Raw genomic sequence first — 17796 nt, forward strand, 5'->3', positions numbered from 1 at the left:
GGGGGCGTGCAAGGCACGCCCCGGCCGTCGTTTTCACGGTCTTGGTTTCGTCACATCACTTGGCGTTGTCGACGATGGTCTTGATCAGGTCCGGGAAGGACTGGACGCCGCTCGACCGATCAAACAGGCCCGACGCGTGATTGGTGGTGTAGCCCGGGTCCCACCACGTCGGCACGATGCCGTGCTGGTAGGCGGACTTGGTCACGTACTTGGTCCAGTAGGTGCGGTAAGTGCCAGCCGGGTCGTACTCGGTCCTCAGGATGGCGCCGTACTCGCCCATCAGCACGGGCATGCCGGCGTCGACGAAGCGGGACTTCATCTTCTGGAACTGCGCGTCCACGTAGGCTTCGTGGGCCCAGGGTTCGGTTGCGGCCGGATTGGTCGCGATCGAACCCCACTGCCAGATGCCGCTCTTGTCGTTCAGCGCGAAGTTGAACGGATCGTAGAAGTGCACTTCGATGAACATCCGGTTCGTCGCCGGATCGGTGGGCTTGACGAAGCCGTCGTAGGTCGCGTTGATGTTGGTGTTGAAGCCCTGCACGACGAGATGGCGCTTGGCGTTGTTGCCACCCGTGGCCCGCACCGCGTTGACGAAGACCTGGTTGAACCCGTTCTGGACGGATTGGTACTCGGCCGTCGGCGGGTTGTAGTCGCCAGCGACCATGATCTCGTTGGTGCCGGCGAACAGCAGGTAGTCGTCGTGGTCCTTGAAGTTGTTGGCGATCTGCGTCCACATCCGGGCCAGGCGCGCGTTGGCACTGGCTTGGCGGGCGTAGGTCGGAATCAGCCAGTCGCCTTCGTGATGGGTGTTCAGCACGACATACAGGCCGGCGTTGCGGGCGTAACCGACGACCTGGGTGACGCGCGCCATCCAGCTCGGGTTGATGTTGCCGTCGGCGTCGGCGTACTGGTTCCAGGTGACGGGAATACGCACGGTCTTGAAGCCGGCCGCCTTCACCGCGTTGAGCAACTGCTGGCTCGCCACGGGGTTGCCCCAGGACGTTTCAGCCGGCACCGCGTCCAGCGTGTTGCCGAGGTTCCAGGCGGGGGACATCTGCTGCGACAGCTGGACGCTCGTCAGGTCGCGCATGGAGCCTGGCACGGTGATCACGAACGCCTGATTGCTCTTGGCGCCGCAGCTGTTGGTATACGTGGCGGTGGCCGTGCAGCTGGCAGTAGGCGTGATGGTCTGCTCGCGCGAGCCGCCCGCGGTGCCGCAGCCGCTCCACGACCACATGCCACCTGAGATGGGTTGCGGCCCCAGGATGGCCGAGCTGCCGGGGCTGACAGTGCCCGAGGCGGTCTGCGTCCACGAGCCATTGACGTTGACCCACGGCGTGACGGCGGTCGGCGCGCAACTGCTGCCGCGCGTGGCGGAGGCCGAGCCGGAGCTGTAGCTGCCAGTGCTGGTCGTGAACTTGACCCAATACCAGTAGGGCGTGCCGGTGTTGGCCGAGGCGTCGGCGTAGCTCCTGGCGTTGGTGGCGGGCACGGCGATGCGGGTGCGGCCGTTGGGGTCGCTGTCCGTGTCGCGGTAGACCTCCAGGCGAGAGACGTTGCCGCTGACGGTCCAGCTGAGTTGGTTGTCGTTGGCCGAGCCGTTGGCGCTCAGGCAGACGGTGGCGCCGCCGCCGCTGCCGCAGCTTTGCGCCTGCGCGAGGGTGCCTGCGCTCGCGCCGCAGGCGAGCAGCAGTGCGGGTATCAAGGTTCTCATGTTCTACCTTTCAAGGTTGAAAAGTGCTCGGCCGGTTGTCTCCTCCGGTCACGAGCGTTGTGAAAGATGCAGCTTCAATGCATGGCTACATCCCGACGACATCGATGGACTGCCGGAGGCAGTGCCAGCACCAGGTCCTGCGGGCCAGGCTGGGCTCAAAACGGCGCGGGCAGGATGGCCCGCGGCTGCTCGACGTGGTGTGGGCGTGCATGGCGACCGCCGCCGGTCGATCCGGGTGGTCCGAGGCTTGGCAGGTCGGCGTGAGCACCATGCGAGGATTGATTCGACGCCGAATCATTTCGGCGAAAAAATTGCAGCAGCGCCGCGAGGTCATCTTAATTCGGCCGACAACCGAACTAATTAGGGGAAACCCATCGGCGCCGCTGCACCTGCTTACAGCTTCAGGAGATCGTCAGCATCGCGCCGCGCGCAGGGGCGATCAAAGTCCGGCCGGGAAGGATCTCGACGGGCAGGACGATATTGCGCGGGCCCTCGTACATCTGTCCACTGCGCTGCGCCTCGATCAATTGCATGAGGACGTTGACCGCCTGACGACCCATTTCGAGCAGGGGCTGGCGCACGGTCGTCATGCGCAGGGTGCGGGCCAGCAAGGTATCGTCAAAGCCAGCGATCGAAATATCCCGAGGCACGCTCAGCCCTCGCGCCTCCAGCGCTTCCATGCAACCGAACGCGATGGCGTCGTTGCCACAGAAGATGGCCTCGGGCAACCGTTCACCGCGGTGGCCCTGCAGCCACGTCTCCATCGCCTGTCGGCCGCCCTGCACGGTGAACCAGGTACGGATCACATGGTCGGCAGCGACCTCTACGCCGGTTTCGGCATGCGCGCGCAAGAAGCCCTCGACACGGCGGTCCGCACCCTTGGTGTGCGGCGGCCCGCCCACGCACAGGATATGGCGATGGCCGAGTTCAAGCATGTGGCGCACGATGCCAAAGCCGCCCGCCTCGTCGTCCGCCTCGACGTTCACCTGGCCCTGCAGCTGCATGCCCGCATGGATCGTGACCAAGGGCGTATGGGGAGGCAGCCAGCTCGTGCTGTCATCTTCCAGATACGGCGCCAGAACGACCAGCCCGTCGACGCGGCCGTCGCACAGCGCGGGGATGCGCTTGGGCGCTTCTTCCCAGCCGCTGAGCGGGAAGACGCATGTCGCCTGCTCGGCCTCGGTCGCGCCCCGCACGACGCCATTGAACACCTCCAGGAAGTAGAGGTTGGGTTCCTCATTGGCAATGTTCGCGACGAAGCCGATGGCGTTGGCCCGCTGACGGCTGAGTGCGCGTGCCGTCGCGTTTGGCCGGTAGCGCAGGCGCTCCGCCGCCGCCAGCACCCGTTCGCGCGTCTCCATGGATACGCGCGTCGAGCCTTTGCCGGCGTTGAGCGCGCAGGAGGCCGCGACATCCGACACGCCAGCTTCTCGCGCGACGTCAGCGAGCGTGGGCAATCTGTGACGACGACTTTTCGTCGGCTGGGAAGGCTTGGGTGTCGAGGCGGACACTGACCGGCGGCGGGGTGAACGAGCGGCGCACTGTAGCACCGGGCCGTCCGCAAGCTCGGCGTCGCCACGGCTGGAAGTCGGCAGCAACCCGGTCCAGGACGCCCCTTCAACTTGCCCGCTTTCTTGGCAGGCGTCTTCCCGGCGACGCCAGCACGCGCGCTTGGACAGCACAATGTGAGCCTGGCGGTCACGCCCGCCACCCCGTCAACTCGCAACAATCTTCCCAGGACTGATGTCGATGATCTACGAACTGCGCGTCTATACGGCAATGCCTGGCCGGCTACCCGACGTTCTTGCAAGATTTCGCGATCACACCGTGGGCATCTGGAACCGGCTGGGAATTCGTCAACTCGGATATTGGACGACGGCAGTCGGACCTGACAGCAACGCGCTCACCTACATGCTTGTCTGGGAGAGCCTGGCCGATCGTGAGGTCAAGTGGAGCAAGTTTGTCGCCGATCCCGAATGGGTCGAGGTCAGAAAGGCGAGCGAGGCAGCAGGACCGATTGTTGCGAAGATGGACAACTCGTTCTTGGCGCCAACCTCTTTCTCGCCCGCGAAATAGTCTCCTCCGCGGCGGACGACACAGTGGGCTGGGACGCGGTATCAACGCCCAATGCCTCTTCAGTCTGGCCACCGCTTCAGGAACAGTTCAGCCGCAGGAAGGGAGCGCGATGCGCTCAAGCGTCGCTTCTGCCTGCGGCTTGGTCGTTGTCCAGCTGTAGTGCCGCAATCGCGTTGCGGCTTCCCCTCCAGCTCAGCGCATCACTATCAGCTGAACCCGCCGGTTCGTGCTGCGGCCTTCGCGGGTGCTGTTGTCGGCCAGGGGCGCAGATTCGCCGTAGCTGATCGTAGCCATGCGCGCCAGCGGCAAGCCGGCGCGAGACAGGTGCAGGCGCACGGCTTCGGCTCGCTTGAGGCCCAGTTGCTGGTTGATCGTGTCGCTGCCGGTCGCGTCGGTGTGGCCCTGGATTTCGATGAACACCGGCTGGTTGTCGGCCTTGAGCTTGGCGACGAGTTGATCGAGTTCCTGGCCAGCCTGCTCGGTGAGCTGGAAGCGGCCCGACTTGAATTTGACCTTGTCATCGGTCAGCACGGTGCTCATCAGCAGACCGGGCGGCTTGGGCAGGTTGTTGAAGGCCTGGGTTCGCGCTGCAGCCTCCTGCTGCAGAAGGGCCAGCATGCGTGCCTCGCTGCCCTGCAGCCGGCCATCCAGGGCCTTGAGGCCCTCGTCATGCGCCTGCACCCGGGTGCCGAGGCCGTCCACGCTGGTCTGCACCGGAGCGACTGTCTCTTTGACGAAATCCTTGGTGGCGCAAGCGCTCAGCAACATGACGCTGCTGGCGACGATCAGGGGCGAAAGTCTCGACATCGGTAGTCTCGTGGATAAGAAAGTGGTGCGAATGTAGGCAGTCCTTCACGGACGAACGTACCGAGCTGTGAGCAATCCTTGCGCCATTAACCGGACTGAACAAAGCCTTACCGTTCTGCGCTACGGGCACAGATCCATGTTGCGCAGGTGCTTGACCAGCAGCCCCCGCAGGGCACGCGAGCGGCCTGAGACTCAGCCCTGCACTGGCTCGCTGCGGTTGGCGCGCCAGCACAGGATCAGCTCTCGTGCCAGGGCAGGGAGTTCGCCCCGGCCGGCTCGCTTGGCGAAGCCGAAGCGCTCGCCAGCGTAGATGCGGTCATAGGCCATGCGTGACACATGCGCGGGCCAGCCCTGGGCGGCCATCAGCGCCGAGAAGCGCTCCAGCAGCTGCAGCTCGGCCTGCATCGGGCGTTCCTCGCAGGTCCACTGCTCCTCGATCACCAGCCGCACCGACCCCTCGGGGCAGCTGACGCGGCGTGGGCCGAAGCTGGGCAGCGGGAGCGAGCGGCGGTGGCGGCGGGATGTCATGGCCGCGAAGATAGAACCGCCGCACCTCAAACCCGTGCCGAAAAACACCGCTTCTTCGGCTTTCGACGGGCGCCAGTCGATGGGCGGCGCAAAAGGTGTGGGCTTGGTCACGGCCTGCGACAAGCATGCACTCAGCGGATCGCCGACACCCAGCGTTCGAAGCGCGGCGCCATCCGCCAGCCGTCCTCGCCCAGCCAGTCCGCCGCCACGATGACGTGATGGGCCCGACCGATCAGCTTCTCGCGTGGCACCGTGCCGATGAAGCGCGAGTCCTCACTGTTGTCGCGGTTGTCGCCGAGCAGGAAATACTGCCCTGCCGGCACGGTGAGCTCGGCGAAGTTGCGCCGCGCGCTGAGGGCCGGCAGGAACTGGACAGCATGGGGCCGGCCGTCAAGGTCCTCGGTGGCGCGCACCGCGTCAACGACCCAGCCGGGCGCCACCGCCTCGCCATGAGACTGGTTGCCGCTGTAGCTCAGCGGCGTTCCATTGAGGATCAGCACGTCGTCGCGCATCTCGACGCGATCGCCCGGCAGGCCGACGATGCGCTTGATCAGCCGCGTGCCGCCGGCCGGCGAACTCAGCGTGACGACATCGCCGCGCTGGGGCTCACCCAGCGGCAGCAGCACGACGTCGGTCAGCGGCAGCTTGAGGTCATAGGCCAGGCGGTTGACGATCACGACATCGCCTTCCAGCAGCGTCGGCCGCATCGAGCCCGAGGGGATGGGGTTCCAATCGGCCACCGCGGTGCGGAACAGCGCGAAGCTGAGCAGGAAGAGGATGAAGCCGCGGTTGTCGCGGAGGGTGCGTCGGAGGTTCATGACGGCCATGCTCGGGCCGATCTCCTGGCTTCGACCCGGCTGGCGGGCGAATGGCCGGCTGAAGTGGGCGAATGGCAGCGGCGCTGCGCGAATGGCGGGCGCGGCAGGCCGATTTCTCGGCCCAATGCCTTCGACCGCCCGCTAGCGGCGCCCTGACGTCAGGCCGTCAGGCCGGCGGATCCTTGGCCCGGGTGCGGGACACGGCCATCATGATGCCGACACCGGCGACGATGAGACAGGCGATGGCGACATAGGTGGCGGCCAGGCCGGCCGTGATCAGGGCCCAGGCCAAGCCGCCCAGCAGCACGGCCAGGCCAACGATATAGAGCAGGAAGGACATAGCGGCTCCTGTCAGGGATGGAGCGGCGCCCCATCTCGTCAGTGCACTTTAGTGAGGCGGCCCGTCGCGGATGGTCGGACGCCGTTGAAGCTGCCGGTAGGTGGCCTCCTACCGCGGCGCGGCTCTCGCTGCACAAGCTCGGGCGCGGGGATAGCGAGAATCCGCCTCATGACCATCCAATCCCCCAGCGTCTACATCAAGGACACGGGCACGACCAAAGGCCGCGGCGCCTATGCGTCACGGCCTCATGCCAAGGGGGAGACCGTCGAGGCCTGCCCTGTCGTGCTGTTCACCGGCTCCTACACGTCGATTCCCGAGGAGGTCAGAAAACTGCTCTTCAACTGGGGCGTGCTGGCTCACACCACAAGCGGCCATTGCCTGGCTCTCGGCTACGGCAGCATGTACAACCATGAGAACCCGGCCAATATGCGCTACGAGGCCGATGTCGAGTTGCGGCTGCTGCGCTTCGTGGCCATCCGCGACATTGCCGCCGATGAGGAACTCACGGTGAACTACAACGCCGTCGGCGGCGGCCATGTGTCTGAGCGGGACACCTGGTTCACGGGCCAGGGCGTCGAGCCCTACGCCGCTGAGAGCGACGCCTGACCTGCGCGTCAGCGCCCGGCCTTGCCCTCCGGCGCGTCCTGCGCCACCCAGCGCAATACTGCATCCAGCACTCCGCGCGCGGCCTGGGCCTGTGGGTGATTGACGATGGCAACCAGCACCCAGCGCTTGCCCGAGGGCGCATCGACGATGCCGGCCAGCGCGACGACGTCGCGCAGCGAACCGGTCTTGAGATGCGCCCGCCCGGCCGCGGCGCCAAAGCGCCCGGGCTGGCGTGACAGCGTGCCGTCCAGCCCGGCCACCGGTAGCGAGGCCAACAGCTCAGGCATCCACGGCTGGCCCCAGGCCCAGCGCAGCAGCGCTGCCAGCTGGGCCGGGCTCATGCGCGTCTCGCGGGCCAGGCCGGAGCCGTTGACCACGCGGGTCGGTGGTGTCGTGCCGGCATGCGCGTCCAGCCAGGCCTGCAGCCAGGTTGCCGCCGTGTCGGGTGAGGGCGCGGGCACGCCAGCGGCGCGCGCGGTGCTGAGCAACACCTGCTGGGCCGTGAGATTGCTGCTGGCCTTGTTCATATCGCGCAGCGCCTCGGCCAGCGTCGGGCCGGGCCACAGCAGCGTGGGCGCGCTGGCGGGCGCTGGTGCGTCGACGATGGCCTCGCCGCGCCAGGCGATGCCGGCTTCGCGCAGCATCAGCGCCAGCAGCCGCGCCGGGTAGGTGGCCGGGTCGGGATCGGCCAGGGTCCAGGTCAGGTCGCCGCAGGCCGCCGCATAGCTGCCGGCAAAGCGCGGGCGCTGGCCGGCAGCCCATTGCAGCTTCAGCGCGCCGCGCCAGTCGCCGCAGGGCCCGGCCGTCGTCGGCACGGTCTGGGGTGGGTCCAACGCCGGGTCGGCGCTGATGCGGGCCTGCATGCCTTCGACGCGGATCGTGTAGCTGACCGCCTTGAAGTTCAGCAGCAAGGCCTCGGGCAGCGCATTGCCGACGCGCCAGGGCTCGTTGTCGAAGTCACCGGGCTCGGCGGCGCCGGGCGTGAAGGCGCTGCGGTCCAGGCGCAGCGGTCCGCGCAATTCGCTGATGCCCAGGCGCTTCAGCACCCCCCAGACGCGCTCGCTGGACAGGCGCGGGTCGCCGCTGCCCTGGATGGCCAGGCCGCCGTCCTCGGTCAGCCAGACCGGCGTCTGCCATTGCCAGGCCGGGCCCAGGGTGTCCAGCGCCGCCATGCTGGTGACGAGCTTGGTCAGTGAGGCGGGGTTCAGTGGCATGTCTGGCTGCCAGGCCAGGCGGGGCCGGGGTTCATCCAGGGCCTGCACGAACACGCCCAGAGCGGTGGCCGGCACCTGGGCCTGGCGCAGCGCGACCTGGACCGACAGCGGCAATGGTTCCGCCGCCTGTACCCCCAGGATCCAACCCGCCAACACCCATCCCATCGCCTGTCTGCGCATGACCCGAAAGTTACACTGGGTTGATGCCCTCCCTCCTGGCTCTCGACAGCTCCACCGACACGATGGCCCTGGCCCTCGTGGCCGAGGGGCAGACTCGGGTTTTCGAGGCCCAGGGCGGGGCGCAGGCGTCGGCACGCATGCTGCCCGAGGTCAAGGCCCTGCTGGCCGGCGCGGGCATCGCGATGGCCGACCTGGACGCCATCGCTTTCGGGCAGGGCCCCGGCGCCTTCACCGGGCTGCGCACCGCCTGCGCCGTCGCGCAGGGCCTGGCCTTCGGGCTGGACCGGCCGGTGCTGGCCATTGACAGCCTGATGCTGGTCGCCGAGGACGCCCGTGCGCAAGGCGCTGGCGACGACCTCTGGGTGGCGATGGACGCGCGTATCGGCGAGATCTATGCGGCCCGCTACCGCTGGGCCGATGGCGCTTGGGGCACCGTCGAGGCGCCAGCTCTGTACAAGCCCGCGGCGCTGGCCGCTCATTGGGGGACGCCCGCGGCCGTCGCCGGCACGGCCCTGACCGAATATGCCGAGGCCCTGGGCGTGTTGCCGCAGACCTGGCCGCAGGCCCGTTCGCGCGCTGCAGCCCTGGGTACCCTGGCTCTGGCCGCCTGGCAGCGTGGCGAGATGCGCGACGCGGCCGAGGCCCTGCCCGTCTATGTGCGCGACAAGGTTGCGCTGACGACGGCCGAGCGAGAACTCAAGTCATGAGCGCATTGCTGGAGCGCAGCCTGCCGCCCTTCGAGGCCGAGGCCATGCGGGTGCCCGACCTGACCGAGATCATCGCCGTCGAGCGCCAGGCCTACCCGGTGCCGTGGACGCATGGCAATTTCGTCGACTCGCTGGCGGCCGCCTACCCGGCCGAGGTGCTGCGCGGGCCGCGCGCCGAGCTTTTCGGTTATTGGGTCGCCATGCCGGGCGTGGACGAGATGCACCTGCTCAACATCACCGTTGTGCCGGCCTGGCAGGGGCGCGGCCTGGCGGTGGCCATGCTGGACCGGCTGGTGGGCGAATGCCGCCGCCGCGGCCTGACGCAGCTGTGGCTGGAGGTGCGCGTCGGCAACGAGCGCGCCCGCGAGGTCTACCGGCGCTACGGCTTCGCCGAGGTCGGCAGGCGCCGCGCGTATTACCCGGTGCAGCAGGGGCCGCGCGAGGATGCCATCCTGATGAGTTTCTCGGTGACGGTATGAGCTGGGACCAACGCCAGCGGGCCATGTTGGCCGAGATGGGTTATCGGCTGCCGGCTGCTTCGGCAGTGGCCGCCGAAGTCGTCGAAGCCGAGCCGGAGCCCATCGTCGTTGCCGCGCCGCCGCCTGTCATCGTGCGTGTGGCAGCGCCGTCGGCGCCATCGAGCTTCGCCAACCTGGATATGCCGGCGCTGCGCGAGGCCGTCTCGAGTTGCCGGGCATGCGGCCTGTGCGAGCAGCGCCGCAACGCCGTCTTCGGCAACGGCGCCCTGCAACAGGCGCAATGGCTGGTCGTCACCGATCCGCCCGATGAAGGCGACGACGCCTCCGGCGAAGCGCTCGGCGGTGATACGGGCCGCCTGCTGGACCGCATGCTGAGCGCCGCCGGCCAACGTCGCACGGGTGATGAAGCGACCGCCTTCGTAACCCCGATCGTCAAGTGCCGCCCGCCGCGCGGCCGGGCCTCCCAGCCCGGCGAGCTGGACGCCTGCGAGGCCGTGCTGGCACGCCAGGCCGAACTGCTGCGCCCGCGCGTCGTGCTGGCCATGGGCCTGCAGGCGGCGCGCCGGCTGACTGGCCTGACCGAACCCCTGGGCAAGCTGCGCGGCCGCGTGCACCGTTGGCGCGACCTGCCCGTCATCGTCACCTATCACCCGGCCTACCTGCTGCGCTCGCCTGCGGACAAGGCCGGCGCCTGGGACGACCTGTGTCTGGCCCTGCGGACGGTGAACGACTGATGAGCGCCGCGCCGGGCCGCCCCAAGCAAGCTCGCTCCCGCTTGGCGGGACAGGCCGTAGGCCGAAGGGTGCACCAGTGAGCTCACCCAGGGAACTCGACCTCGAGCGCCAGGCCCTGGACGCGGCGCGCTTTCGCATGCTGGCCGATCATGTGCCGGCCTGGATCGCGCTGTACGGTGCCGCCGACCATCGTTGCCTCTTTGCCAACCGTGGCTATGCCGAGGCCTTCAAGCTGACGCAGGACTCCATCGTCGGCAAGCACTTCAGCGAGATCGTCGGATCCGAGGCCTACGAGCACGTGCGCGTGTCGGTCGAACAACTGGTGCGCGACCTCAAGCCCGTCGTCTACGAGCGCGAGCTGATCCAGCCCGGCGGCAAGCTGTCCTTCCTCGAGATCCACCTGATTCCGCAGTTCGACAGCCAGGGCACGCTGCTGGGCAGCTGGGTCCTGGTCTACGACATCACGCGCCATCGCCTGGCCGAGCGCCGGCTGCGGGAATCGGAGGCCAGGCTCGACAAGTTCATGCAGGCCACGGTGGAGGGCATCCTCTTCCACCGCGACGGCATCATGACCGACGTCAACCAGCCCCTGTGCAAGATGTTGGGCTGGTCGGCGGACGAACTGATCGGCAAGCACGTGCTGTCCTATGTCGACGCCGACGAACTGCCCAAGGTCCGCGAGGTCATGTTGCGAGGGCAGGAGCTTCGCTACGAGACCGCCGTCACGCACTGCAACGGCTCACGCATTCCGGTCGAGCTCATCATGCGCACGATGGAGCGCGACGGCGAGCAGCTGCGCATGGCCGTCGTGCGCGACATCAGCGACCGCCTCGCCAACGAGGCGCGCATCCAGCACCTGGCCCATCACGATGTCCTGACCGGCCTGCTCAACCGCGCGGCCTTCATGGACCGCATGGCTCTGCAGATGCGCCGCGCCGAGCGCAAGGGCGAGATGCTGGCCCTGCTCTTCATCGACCTGGACAACTTCAAGCGCGTCAACGATTCCCTGGGTCATCTCGAGGGCGACCAGGTGCTGACGACGGTGTCCGAGCGCATCGTCGGTGCGCTGCGCGACAGCGACCTCGTCGGCCGCTTCGGTGGCGACGAGTTCATCGTGCTGCTGAGCGACCTGACCAGTCGCGCCGACATCGTCGTCGTGCTGGAGGCCCTGCTGTCGGTCGTCGAAGTGCCCGTCAAGGCCGATGGCCGGGCGTTGTCGGTCACGCCCTCCATCGGCGTGGCCGTCTACCCGGACGATGGCCGGCAGGCGGATGACCTCATCCAGCATGCCGACACGGCCATGTACCTCGCCAAGGCCCGCGGCCGTGCGACCTACCAGTTCTTCGAATCCTCGCTGGCCGAGGCCGCCTATGCCGACATCGTGCTCGAAGCCGAGCTGGCCCAAGGCCTGACGCGCAACGAGTTCGAACTCTTCTTCCAGCCCCAGGTCGAGGCGACGACGGGTCAGCTGTCGGGCGCCGAGGCGCTGCTGCGCTGGCGCCACCCGCGGCGTGGCCTGCTGGCGCCGGACGCTTTCATCTTCGTTGCCGAGCGCCACCGCCTGATGCTCAATCTCGGCGAATGGGTGCTGCGCGAAGCCGCCGCAACGGCACGGCGCTGGCGCGAGAACGGCCTGACCCGTGGCCATGGCGCCATGCGCATTGCCGTCAACCTGTCGCGCATCCAGTTCCATCTCGATGGTTTTGCCGACACGGTCAAGCGCGTGTTGCAGGAGTCCGGCGCGCAAGGCCAATGGCTGGAGCTGGAGCTGACCGAGCGCATGCTCATCGACGACATCACGCATGCACCGGCGACGCTGGCCCAGCTGCGCGCTCTCGGGCTGACGGTGTCGGTCGACGACTTCGGCACCGGCTACACCTCGCTGGCCCACCTGACCGAGCTGCCGCTGGACAAGCTCAAGATCGACCAGGGCTTCGTCGCCCGCTTGCCCGACGATGTCGGTGCCCAGGCCATCACGCGGGCCATCGTGCAGATGGCCGTCGGCCTGGGCCTGACCGTCACGGCCGAAGGCGTGCGCACCGCGGCCCAGTGGCAGCTGCTGGCTGGCTGGGGCTGCCAGCAGTTCCAGGGCGAGCTGGTCGGCGCGCCGATGCCGCTGGCCGAGTTCGAAGCCTGGGTGAAAGCTCGATGAATGGCGCGGTGAAGCTCGCCGACAAGATCCACGCCGAGATCGCCGCAGCCGGCGGCTGGCTGGGCTTCGACCGTTTCATGAGCATGGCCCTGTACGAGCCGGGCCTGGGCTATTACGCCGGCGGCCGGCGCAAGTTCGGCCAGATGCCCAGCGAGGGCTCGGACTTCGTCACGGCACCCGAGATGTCGCCGCTGTTCGGTCGGGCGCTGGCCCGCCAGCTCGCTCAGGCCATGGACGCCAGCGGTTGCCGCGATGTCATCGAGTTCGGTGCCGGCTCGGGTGCACTGGCGGCCCAGTTGATCGCGGAGCTGGATGCATTGGGCGCGGGCCTGGCACGCTACGCAATAGTGGAGCTGTCGGCCGAACTGCGCGAGCGCCAGCGCGAACGCCTTTCGCATTGGGGGGGGCGCGTCGACTGGCTGGACGCGTTGCCCGCCGAACTGGAGGCCGTCGTCATCGGCAACGAGGTGCTGGATGCGATGCCGGTCCAGCTCCTTGCCTTCGACGGCCAGGTCTGGCGCGAGCGCGGCGTGGTCTCGGCGGGCGAGGGCTTTGCCTTTGAAGACCGCGCCAGCATGTTGCGCCCGCCGCTGGAGGCGGGCATGGTGCCGGGCACCGTCACCGAGATCCACCCGCAGGGCGAGGCCTTCATTGCGACCCTCGCCCGGACCTTGAAACGCGGCGCCGCCTTCTTCATCGACTACGGCTTCCCCGAAACCGAGTACTACCACCCGCAGCGCCACGGCGGCACGCTGATGTGCCACCAGGGCCACCTGGCCGATGCCGATCCGCTGGTGGTCGTGGGCGACAAGGACATCACGGCCCACGTCAACTTCACCGGCATTGCGCTGGCCGGCCAGGACGCCGGCCTTGTCGTGCTGGGCTACACCAGCCAGGCCAATTTCCTGCTCAACTGCGGTATCGCCGATCTGCTGCACGGGGCGAGCCTGGGCGAGCGCGCCATGGCCCACCGCCTGCTGGCCGAGCATGAGATGGGCGAGCTGTTCAAGGTGATCGGCTTCGCGCCGCTGAGCGGTACTTTCGATGCGCTCGGATTCAGTCGCGGAGACCGCTCGCACAAACTCTGAGGAGTTGTGAATGAAGGCTTGGTTGCTGCTGTTGCTCTGCGCCCCGGCGCTGGCGCAAGACCTCAATGTCGGCCGCAGCCTTGCGGCCACCTGTGCCAACTGCCATGCCAACAACGGCCGACCACGCAACCAGGCGATACCGCCGCTGGCTGGCATGAAGGCCGACGTGATGCTGGAGCTGCTGGCCGACTACCGCAGCGGCAGGCAGGCCGGCACCGTCATGCCGCAGATCGTCAAGGGCTTTACCGAGGAGCAGTTGCGCTTGGTTGCCGCCTACTTCGCCGTGCAGGCCAAGCCATGATTGCGCGGCGCCAATTGGTCGTGGCCGGTGGCTTGGCGCTGGCGGGTTGTGCAACGCCATCGAGCCCGACTGCCCGAGTCGTTGTCGTCGGCGGCGGCTTTGGCGGCGCGACCGCGGCCCGCTATCTCAAGCTCTGGGGCGGCGCGGCGGTCGACGTCACCCTGGTCGAGCGCAACGAGGGCTTCATCTCCTGCCCGATGTCCAACCTCGTCCTCGCCGGCGTGCGCGACCCGCTCAGCATCAGCCATGGCTATGCGGGCCTGGAGGCCCAGGGCGTCAAGCGCCTGCGCGGCGAGGTCGTGGGCATCGACCCCGCGGCCAGGACCCTGCAGCTGGCCGACCGCGGCACCCTGGGCTGGGACCGCTTGATCCTGTCGCCCGGCATCGACTTCATGAACGACGCCGTGCCCGGCCTCGCCGCCGCCTTCGACAGCGGCCGTGCCGTGCATGCCTGGAAGGCCGGCGCCCAGACGCTGGCGCTGCGCCGCCAGCTGCAAGCCCTGCCCGATGGCGGTGTCGTGCTGATGAGCATTCCCAAGGCGCCTTATCGCTGCCCGCCCGGGCCCTATGAGCGGGCCTGCCTGATCGCCTCGTATCTGCGTCGCGCCAAGCCGCGCGCCAAGCTGCTGGTGCTGGACGCCAACCCCGAGATCCAGAGCAAGAAGGCGCTGTTCGAGCGCGCCTTTGCGCAACACCATGCCGGCGTGCTCGAGTACCGGCCCAATGCCGAGTTGAAGGAGGTGCTGGCCGACGGCACGGCGCGCTTCGAGTTCGAGGACGTCAAGGCCGATGTGCTGAACCTGATCCCGCCGCAGCGTGCCGGCGATCTGGCGCGCGACTTTGCCAACGTGAATCGCCGCTGGGTCGGCATCGACTGGCTGACGATGCAGGCGCAGGCCGCACAGGGCGTGCATGTCGTCGGCGACGCGATCTTCTCGGCGCCGGGCATGCCCAAGTCGGGCCATCTCGCCAACCAGCAGGCCAAGCTCGCGGCGGCGGCCGTGCTGCAGTTGCTCAAGGGTGAGGCGGTGAACCCGGCGCCGGTGGTGATGAACACCTGCTACAGCTTTGTCACGCCGACCGAGGCCATGCATGTGGCTTCCGTCCATCAGTACGACGCGGCAGAAAAGACGATGAAGGCGGTGCCCGGTGCCGGGGGCGTGTCGCCGGCCGCGACGTCGGCCGAGGCTGGGATCGCGCTGGCCTGGGCCGAGAACATCTGGGCCGACACGCTGGCGCTTGGCTAGGAGTCTGCGCGGCAGAGGCGTGGCCCGCGTTGAGGCAGGCAGGGGCGCAGGCAAGGCGCGAGGAGGCCGCGGGCTCGCGCCCGCAACGACGAGCAACGCCGCATGCGCCCCTGCCTGCCTCAACCCGAAGGGCCGGGGCGATTTGCGGGGCGCTGCGGCGTTGCCGGCTCGTTGTGGGTCCCGACCCACGCCTCGCCGGCGCCTTGCATCGCCCCGCAACTCGCCCCGGCGCGGGCCACGCCTCTGCCGCGCAGACTCCTAGGGGAAAAGCCCGCCGAGGTTGCCCAGCGTGGGTGCTGCCGCGCCAGGGCCGCGTGCGCCGGCCAGCGCCGCCCAGGCGGCACGCACGGCAGGGTCGTCGTCACGACCCGCGGCCTGGCGCACCTCCAGCCAATGGCTGACGAGGTCGAGCGGGTGCCTGTCGGGCAGGCTGGCGGGCCGGGCCTGGCGCGCCTGGGCGAGCAGGGCAGGCGCCTCGGGCGACGGCGGTCAGTGCCGCATCCAGGCGCGAGCCCCAGGCATGGACGCGCCCGACGCCGCGCACCTGGCTCAGCAGCTCGGCGCTGCGGGCCAGCTCGCCCCGGGCGCGGGCCAGCCGGCCCTCGACCTTGGCCAGCCGGCTGCCGGGCAGGGCGAGGGCGGGGGACAGTGGCTTGTCGCGCACGTGTTGCACGGCCTCGGCGGCCAGGGCCGGGTTGCCGGCGGCCAGGGCGGCATCGGCCACCAGCAGCAGGCTGCGGCCGCGCGGCCCGCCGTCCAGCGCGGCTGCCTCGGTCATCAGCGCGCGCATGGCATTCAGGTCGGGCTGGCCCAGACGCGCCTGCGCGAGCAGCAGTTCGGCGCGGTAGATCAGCAGCGAGTCCGGGGCCAGGCCGTCGGCACTTGCGCCGTCCAGCAGCGCCTGGCGGGTGCTCACCTCCTGGGCATGGCGGCCCTGCAGCTGCAGCGCCTCGGCCCAGCCGGTGGCGGCTTGCAGCGCGAGGTCGTTGCCAGGGCCGAGCTTGCTGCGGATGTCGGCAAGCAGTGGCGCGGCGCGTGTGTCGATGCCGTCGAACAGCGCGTTCAGCGTCAGCATTGAAATCTCGCTGTGGCGCAGCACCAGCACGGGCAACGTCAACCGCGGGTCGGTGCTGGTCCACATCGGCTGCGTCGCCCGCACGAGGTCCAGCGCCTCGGCCAGGCGGCCCTGGCGCTGGCGCAGCACGCCGAGGTTCTGCAGGTAGTCGGCGCGTTCGTAGTCGTCGCCGGGGTGGAGCCTGTCGGTCAGCACGCGCACGCGTTCCAGCGCGCGTTCGGCGTCGTCCAGGCGGCGGACGTGCATGTAGTCGGCGGCCAGGATGAACTGCTGCTGGCGCACCGCCTCGCTGTCGGGGCCGAAACGGCGTGCCAGCGGCGCCGCGATCGGCTCCAGCAGCGCGATGGCCTCGTCGTCGTTGCCCATGATCTGGTGCACCTGGCCCAGGCTCAGCCGGGCCTGCAGCACCGCCGCTTCGTCCTCGCCATGCTGCTGGCGTGCCAGCGCCAGCCATTGCTCGCCCAAGGGCAGGGCATGGTCGAAGCGGTTCAGGGCCATGTAGGTGCGCGACAGCACCTCCAGCAGCCGTTGCCGCGTCGCGGGGTCGTCGGCGAACTCGTCCAGGCGGTCGCGGCTGTCGTCCAGCAGTTCCAGCACCGACGGCATGCGGCCCTGGCGAGGCAGGCTGCCACCGGCGAGCAGCTCGGTGATGAAGCGCGCGACGCTGTCGTTGCGCTGGCGTGCCAACTCGGCCTCGCGCCATTGCCAGCGGCTGGCGGCGATGCCGGCCGTCAAGCTGGCCAGCAGCAGCACCGACAGGCCGGCCAGCAGCGTGTGGCGGCGCAGCAGCAGGGCGGTGCGGTGCCGCAGGCTGAGGCGGCGCCTGGCCATCACGGGGCGCTGGGTCTGCCAGCGCCGCAGGTCCTCGATGAAGGCATGCACGCCGACATAGCGCTCGGCCGGGTTCTTGTGCAGGGCCTTGGCGGCGATGGCCTCGAGGTCGCCGCGGGCGCGCTGCGCGTCGCGCGGGCGTCCGGGGCCGTCCTCGTCCTCGGGCGTGCCCAGCAACGCGGCGAAGCGATGCGGGGGCTGGTGCAGCACTGCGTGTTCCAGCGCCGCGCGGCTGTCGCCACGCGCACCGAAGGGCAGCCGGCCCGTCAGCAGCTCGAAAAGCATGACGCCCAGGGCGAAGACATCCACCGCCGTGCCGGCGTCGCCGCTCTCGATGAGCTCGGGGGCTGCGTAGGCCGGTGTCAGGCCGGCACGGGCCTCGTCCACGGCCTGGCCGGGAGAGGCCGCCAGGCCGAAGTCCAGCAGCTTGGGCAGGCCTGCGGCCGTGATCATCACATTGGCGGGCTTGAGGTCGCGATGCACGACCAGGCGCGCATGGACGTATTCCACCGCCTCGGCCACGCGCAGCAGCAGCGTGACGCGGTCCGCCACGGTGGGGAGCTGGGCGCGCGCATGCTCGGCCAGCGGCAGGCCGTCGACGAGCTCCAGCACCAGGTAGGCGTGGGGCGCCTGCACGCCGGCGTCCAGCAGGGCGGCGACGCCGGTGTGCGTGAGGCGGCCCAGCGCTGCACGCTCGCGCAGGAAGCGCCGCGCGACGGCAGGCGTTGCGCTGTCGCCGTGCAGCAGCTTGATGGCGGCGCTGGCCTGGTAGAGGCCGTCGGCGCGCTCGGCCTCCCAGACCTCGCCGAGGCCGCCGCGGCCGATGCGCCGCCACAGCACCCAGGCACCCAGCCGCAGGCCGGTCAACGTCGCGGCGTCGCCCGCTTCAGCCTGCACCA

Annotated in this window: 17 protein-coding genes; 9 read left to right on the forward strand and 8 right to left on the reverse strand. The window is 69.1% G+C overall.

From position 1 onward, the window contains the following. Window positions 1-55: 55 nt before the first annotated feature. Complete coding sequence (locus tag ACXJLH_RS26600; RefSeq protein WP_457447369.1) at window positions 56-1714, reverse strand: glycoside hydrolase family 5 protein; 1659 nt, start codon at window positions 1712-1714, stop codon at window positions 56-58. Window positions 1715-2115: 401 nt separating this feature from the next. Continuing rightward, a complete protein-coding gene (locus ACXJLH_RS26605) occupies window positions 2116-3171 on the reverse strand; it encodes a LacI family DNA-binding transcriptional regulator (protein WP_157281266.1) in 1056 nt (351 codons plus the stop codon). A 292-nt stretch (window positions 3172-3463) separates the two neighbouring features. Here ACXJLH_RS26605 and ACXJLH_RS26610 point away from each other — a divergent pair, with 292 nt between their 5' ends. Then, a complete protein-coding gene (locus tag ACXJLH_RS26610) occupies window positions 3464-3790 on the forward strand; it encodes an NIPSNAP family protein (RefSeq protein WP_457322976.1) in 327 nt (108 codons plus the stop codon). 192 nt (window positions 3791-3982) lie between these two features. Here the strand turns inward: ACXJLH_RS26610 and ACXJLH_RS26615 are convergent, their stop codons facing one another. The 4 genes from ACXJLH_RS26615 to ACXJLH_RS26630 form a co-directional block, all read right to left on the reverse strand. Next, window positions 3983-4597 carry an OmpA family protein gene (locus tag ACXJLH_RS26615; protein ID WP_457322975.1) on the reverse strand — a complete coding sequence of 205 codons (615 nt, stop codon included), beginning with the start codon at window positions 4595-4597 and terminating at the stop codon, window positions 3983-3985. Between the two features lie 192 nt (window positions 4598-4789). Beyond that, window positions 4790-5125: a hypothetical protein gene (locus tag ACXJLH_RS26620; RefSeq protein WP_157281263.1), complete on the reverse strand. Its 336-nt coding sequence runs from the start codon at window positions 5123-5125 to the stop codon at window positions 4790-4792. Window positions 5126-5256: 131 nt separating this feature from the next. Further along, window positions 5257-5943, reverse strand: a complete 687-nt coding sequence (lepB, locus tag ACXJLH_RS26625; RefSeq protein WP_457447372.1) for a signal peptidase I — start codon at window positions 5941-5943, stop codon at window positions 5257-5259. A 166-nt stretch (window positions 5944-6109) separates the two neighbouring features. Further along, window positions 6110-6283: a hypothetical protein gene (locus tag ACXJLH_RS26630; RefSeq protein ID WP_056194453.1), complete on the reverse strand. Its 174-nt coding sequence runs from the start codon at window positions 6281-6283 to the stop codon at window positions 6110-6112. 168 nt (window positions 6284-6451) lie between these two features. On the opposite strand from ACXJLH_RS26630, the gene ACXJLH_RS26635 reads away from it, so the two are divergent. Then, window positions 6452-6889, forward strand: a complete 438-nt coding sequence (locus ACXJLH_RS26635; protein WP_056194450.1) for an SET domain-containing protein-lysine N-methyltransferase — start codon at window positions 6452-6454, stop codon at window positions 6887-6889. Between the two features lie 8 nt (window positions 6890-6897). Here the strand turns inward: ACXJLH_RS26635 and dacB are convergent, their stop codons facing one another. Then, window positions 6898-8268, reverse strand: a complete 1371-nt coding sequence (dacB, locus tag ACXJLH_RS26640; protein ID WP_457447374.1) for a D-alanyl-D-alanine carboxypeptidase/D-alanyl-D-alanine endopeptidase — start codon at window positions 8266-8268, stop codon at window positions 6898-6900. 38 nt (window positions 8269-8306) lie between these two features. On the opposite strand from dacB, the gene tsaB reads away from it, so the two are divergent. The 7 genes from tsaB (at window position 8307) to ACXJLH_RS26675 (ending at window position 14991) form a co-directional block, all read left to right on the forward strand. Next, window positions 8307-8990 (forward strand): tRNA (adenosine(37)-N6)-threonylcarbamoyltransferase complex dimerization subunit type 1 TsaB, encoded by a 684-nt coding sequence (gene tsaB / locus ACXJLH_RS26645; RefSeq protein ID WP_457447376.1) that lies wholly within the window; start codon window positions 8307-8309, stop codon window positions 8988-8990. Continuing rightward, the gene (gene rimI, locus ACXJLH_RS26650) at window positions 8987-9469 is read left to right on the forward strand and encodes a ribosomal protein S18-alanine N-acetyltransferase (RefSeq protein ID WP_056194441.1); all 483 of its coding nucleotides are present in this window, start codon (window positions 8987-8989) and stop codon (window positions 9467-9469) included. Before tsaB ends, rimI begins: the two co-directional genes overlap by 4 nt. Further along, window positions 9466-10203: a uracil-DNA glycosylase gene (locus ACXJLH_RS26655; RefSeq protein ID WP_457391407.1), complete on the forward strand. Its 738-nt coding sequence runs from the start codon at window positions 9466-9468 to the stop codon at window positions 10201-10203. The genes rimI and ACXJLH_RS26655 overlap by 4 nt, the downstream gene beginning before the upstream one ends. 76 nt (window positions 10204-10279) lie before the next feature. Next, on the forward strand, window positions 10280-12355 hold the full coding sequence (locus ACXJLH_RS26660; RefSeq protein WP_056194435.1) for a putative bifunctional diguanylate cyclase/phosphodiesterase: 2076 nt from the start codon (window positions 10280-10282) through the stop codon (window positions 12353-12355). Further along, window positions 12352-13443, forward strand: a complete 1092-nt coding sequence (locus ACXJLH_RS26665) for a class I SAM-dependent methyltransferase (protein WP_457447378.1) — start codon at window positions 12352-12354, stop codon at window positions 13441-13443. The genes ACXJLH_RS26660 and ACXJLH_RS26665 overlap by 4 nt, the downstream gene beginning before the upstream one ends. A 10-nt stretch (window positions 13444-13453) precedes the next feature. After that, a complete protein-coding gene (locus ACXJLH_RS26670) occupies window positions 13454-13744 on the forward strand; it encodes a c-type cytochrome (protein WP_457447380.1) in 291 nt (96 codons plus the stop codon). Next, a complete protein-coding gene (locus tag ACXJLH_RS26675) occupies window positions 13741-14991 on the forward strand; it encodes an NAD(P)/FAD-dependent oxidoreductase (protein WP_457447382.1) in 1251 nt (416 codons plus the stop codon). Before ACXJLH_RS26670 ends, ACXJLH_RS26675 begins: the two co-directional genes overlap by 4 nt. Before the next feature lie 361 nt (window positions 14992-15352). On the opposite strand, the gene ACXJLH_RS26680 is transcribed toward ACXJLH_RS26675, so the two are convergent. Then, complete coding sequence (locus ACXJLH_RS26680) at window positions 15353-17794, reverse strand: protein kinase domain-containing protein (RefSeq protein WP_457447384.1); 2442 nt, start codon at window positions 17792-17794, stop codon at window positions 15353-15355. Between the last annotated feature and the right edge of the window lie 2 nt (window positions 17795-17796).

It is taken from the genome of Roseateles sp. P5_E4, from assembly GCF_054049255.1.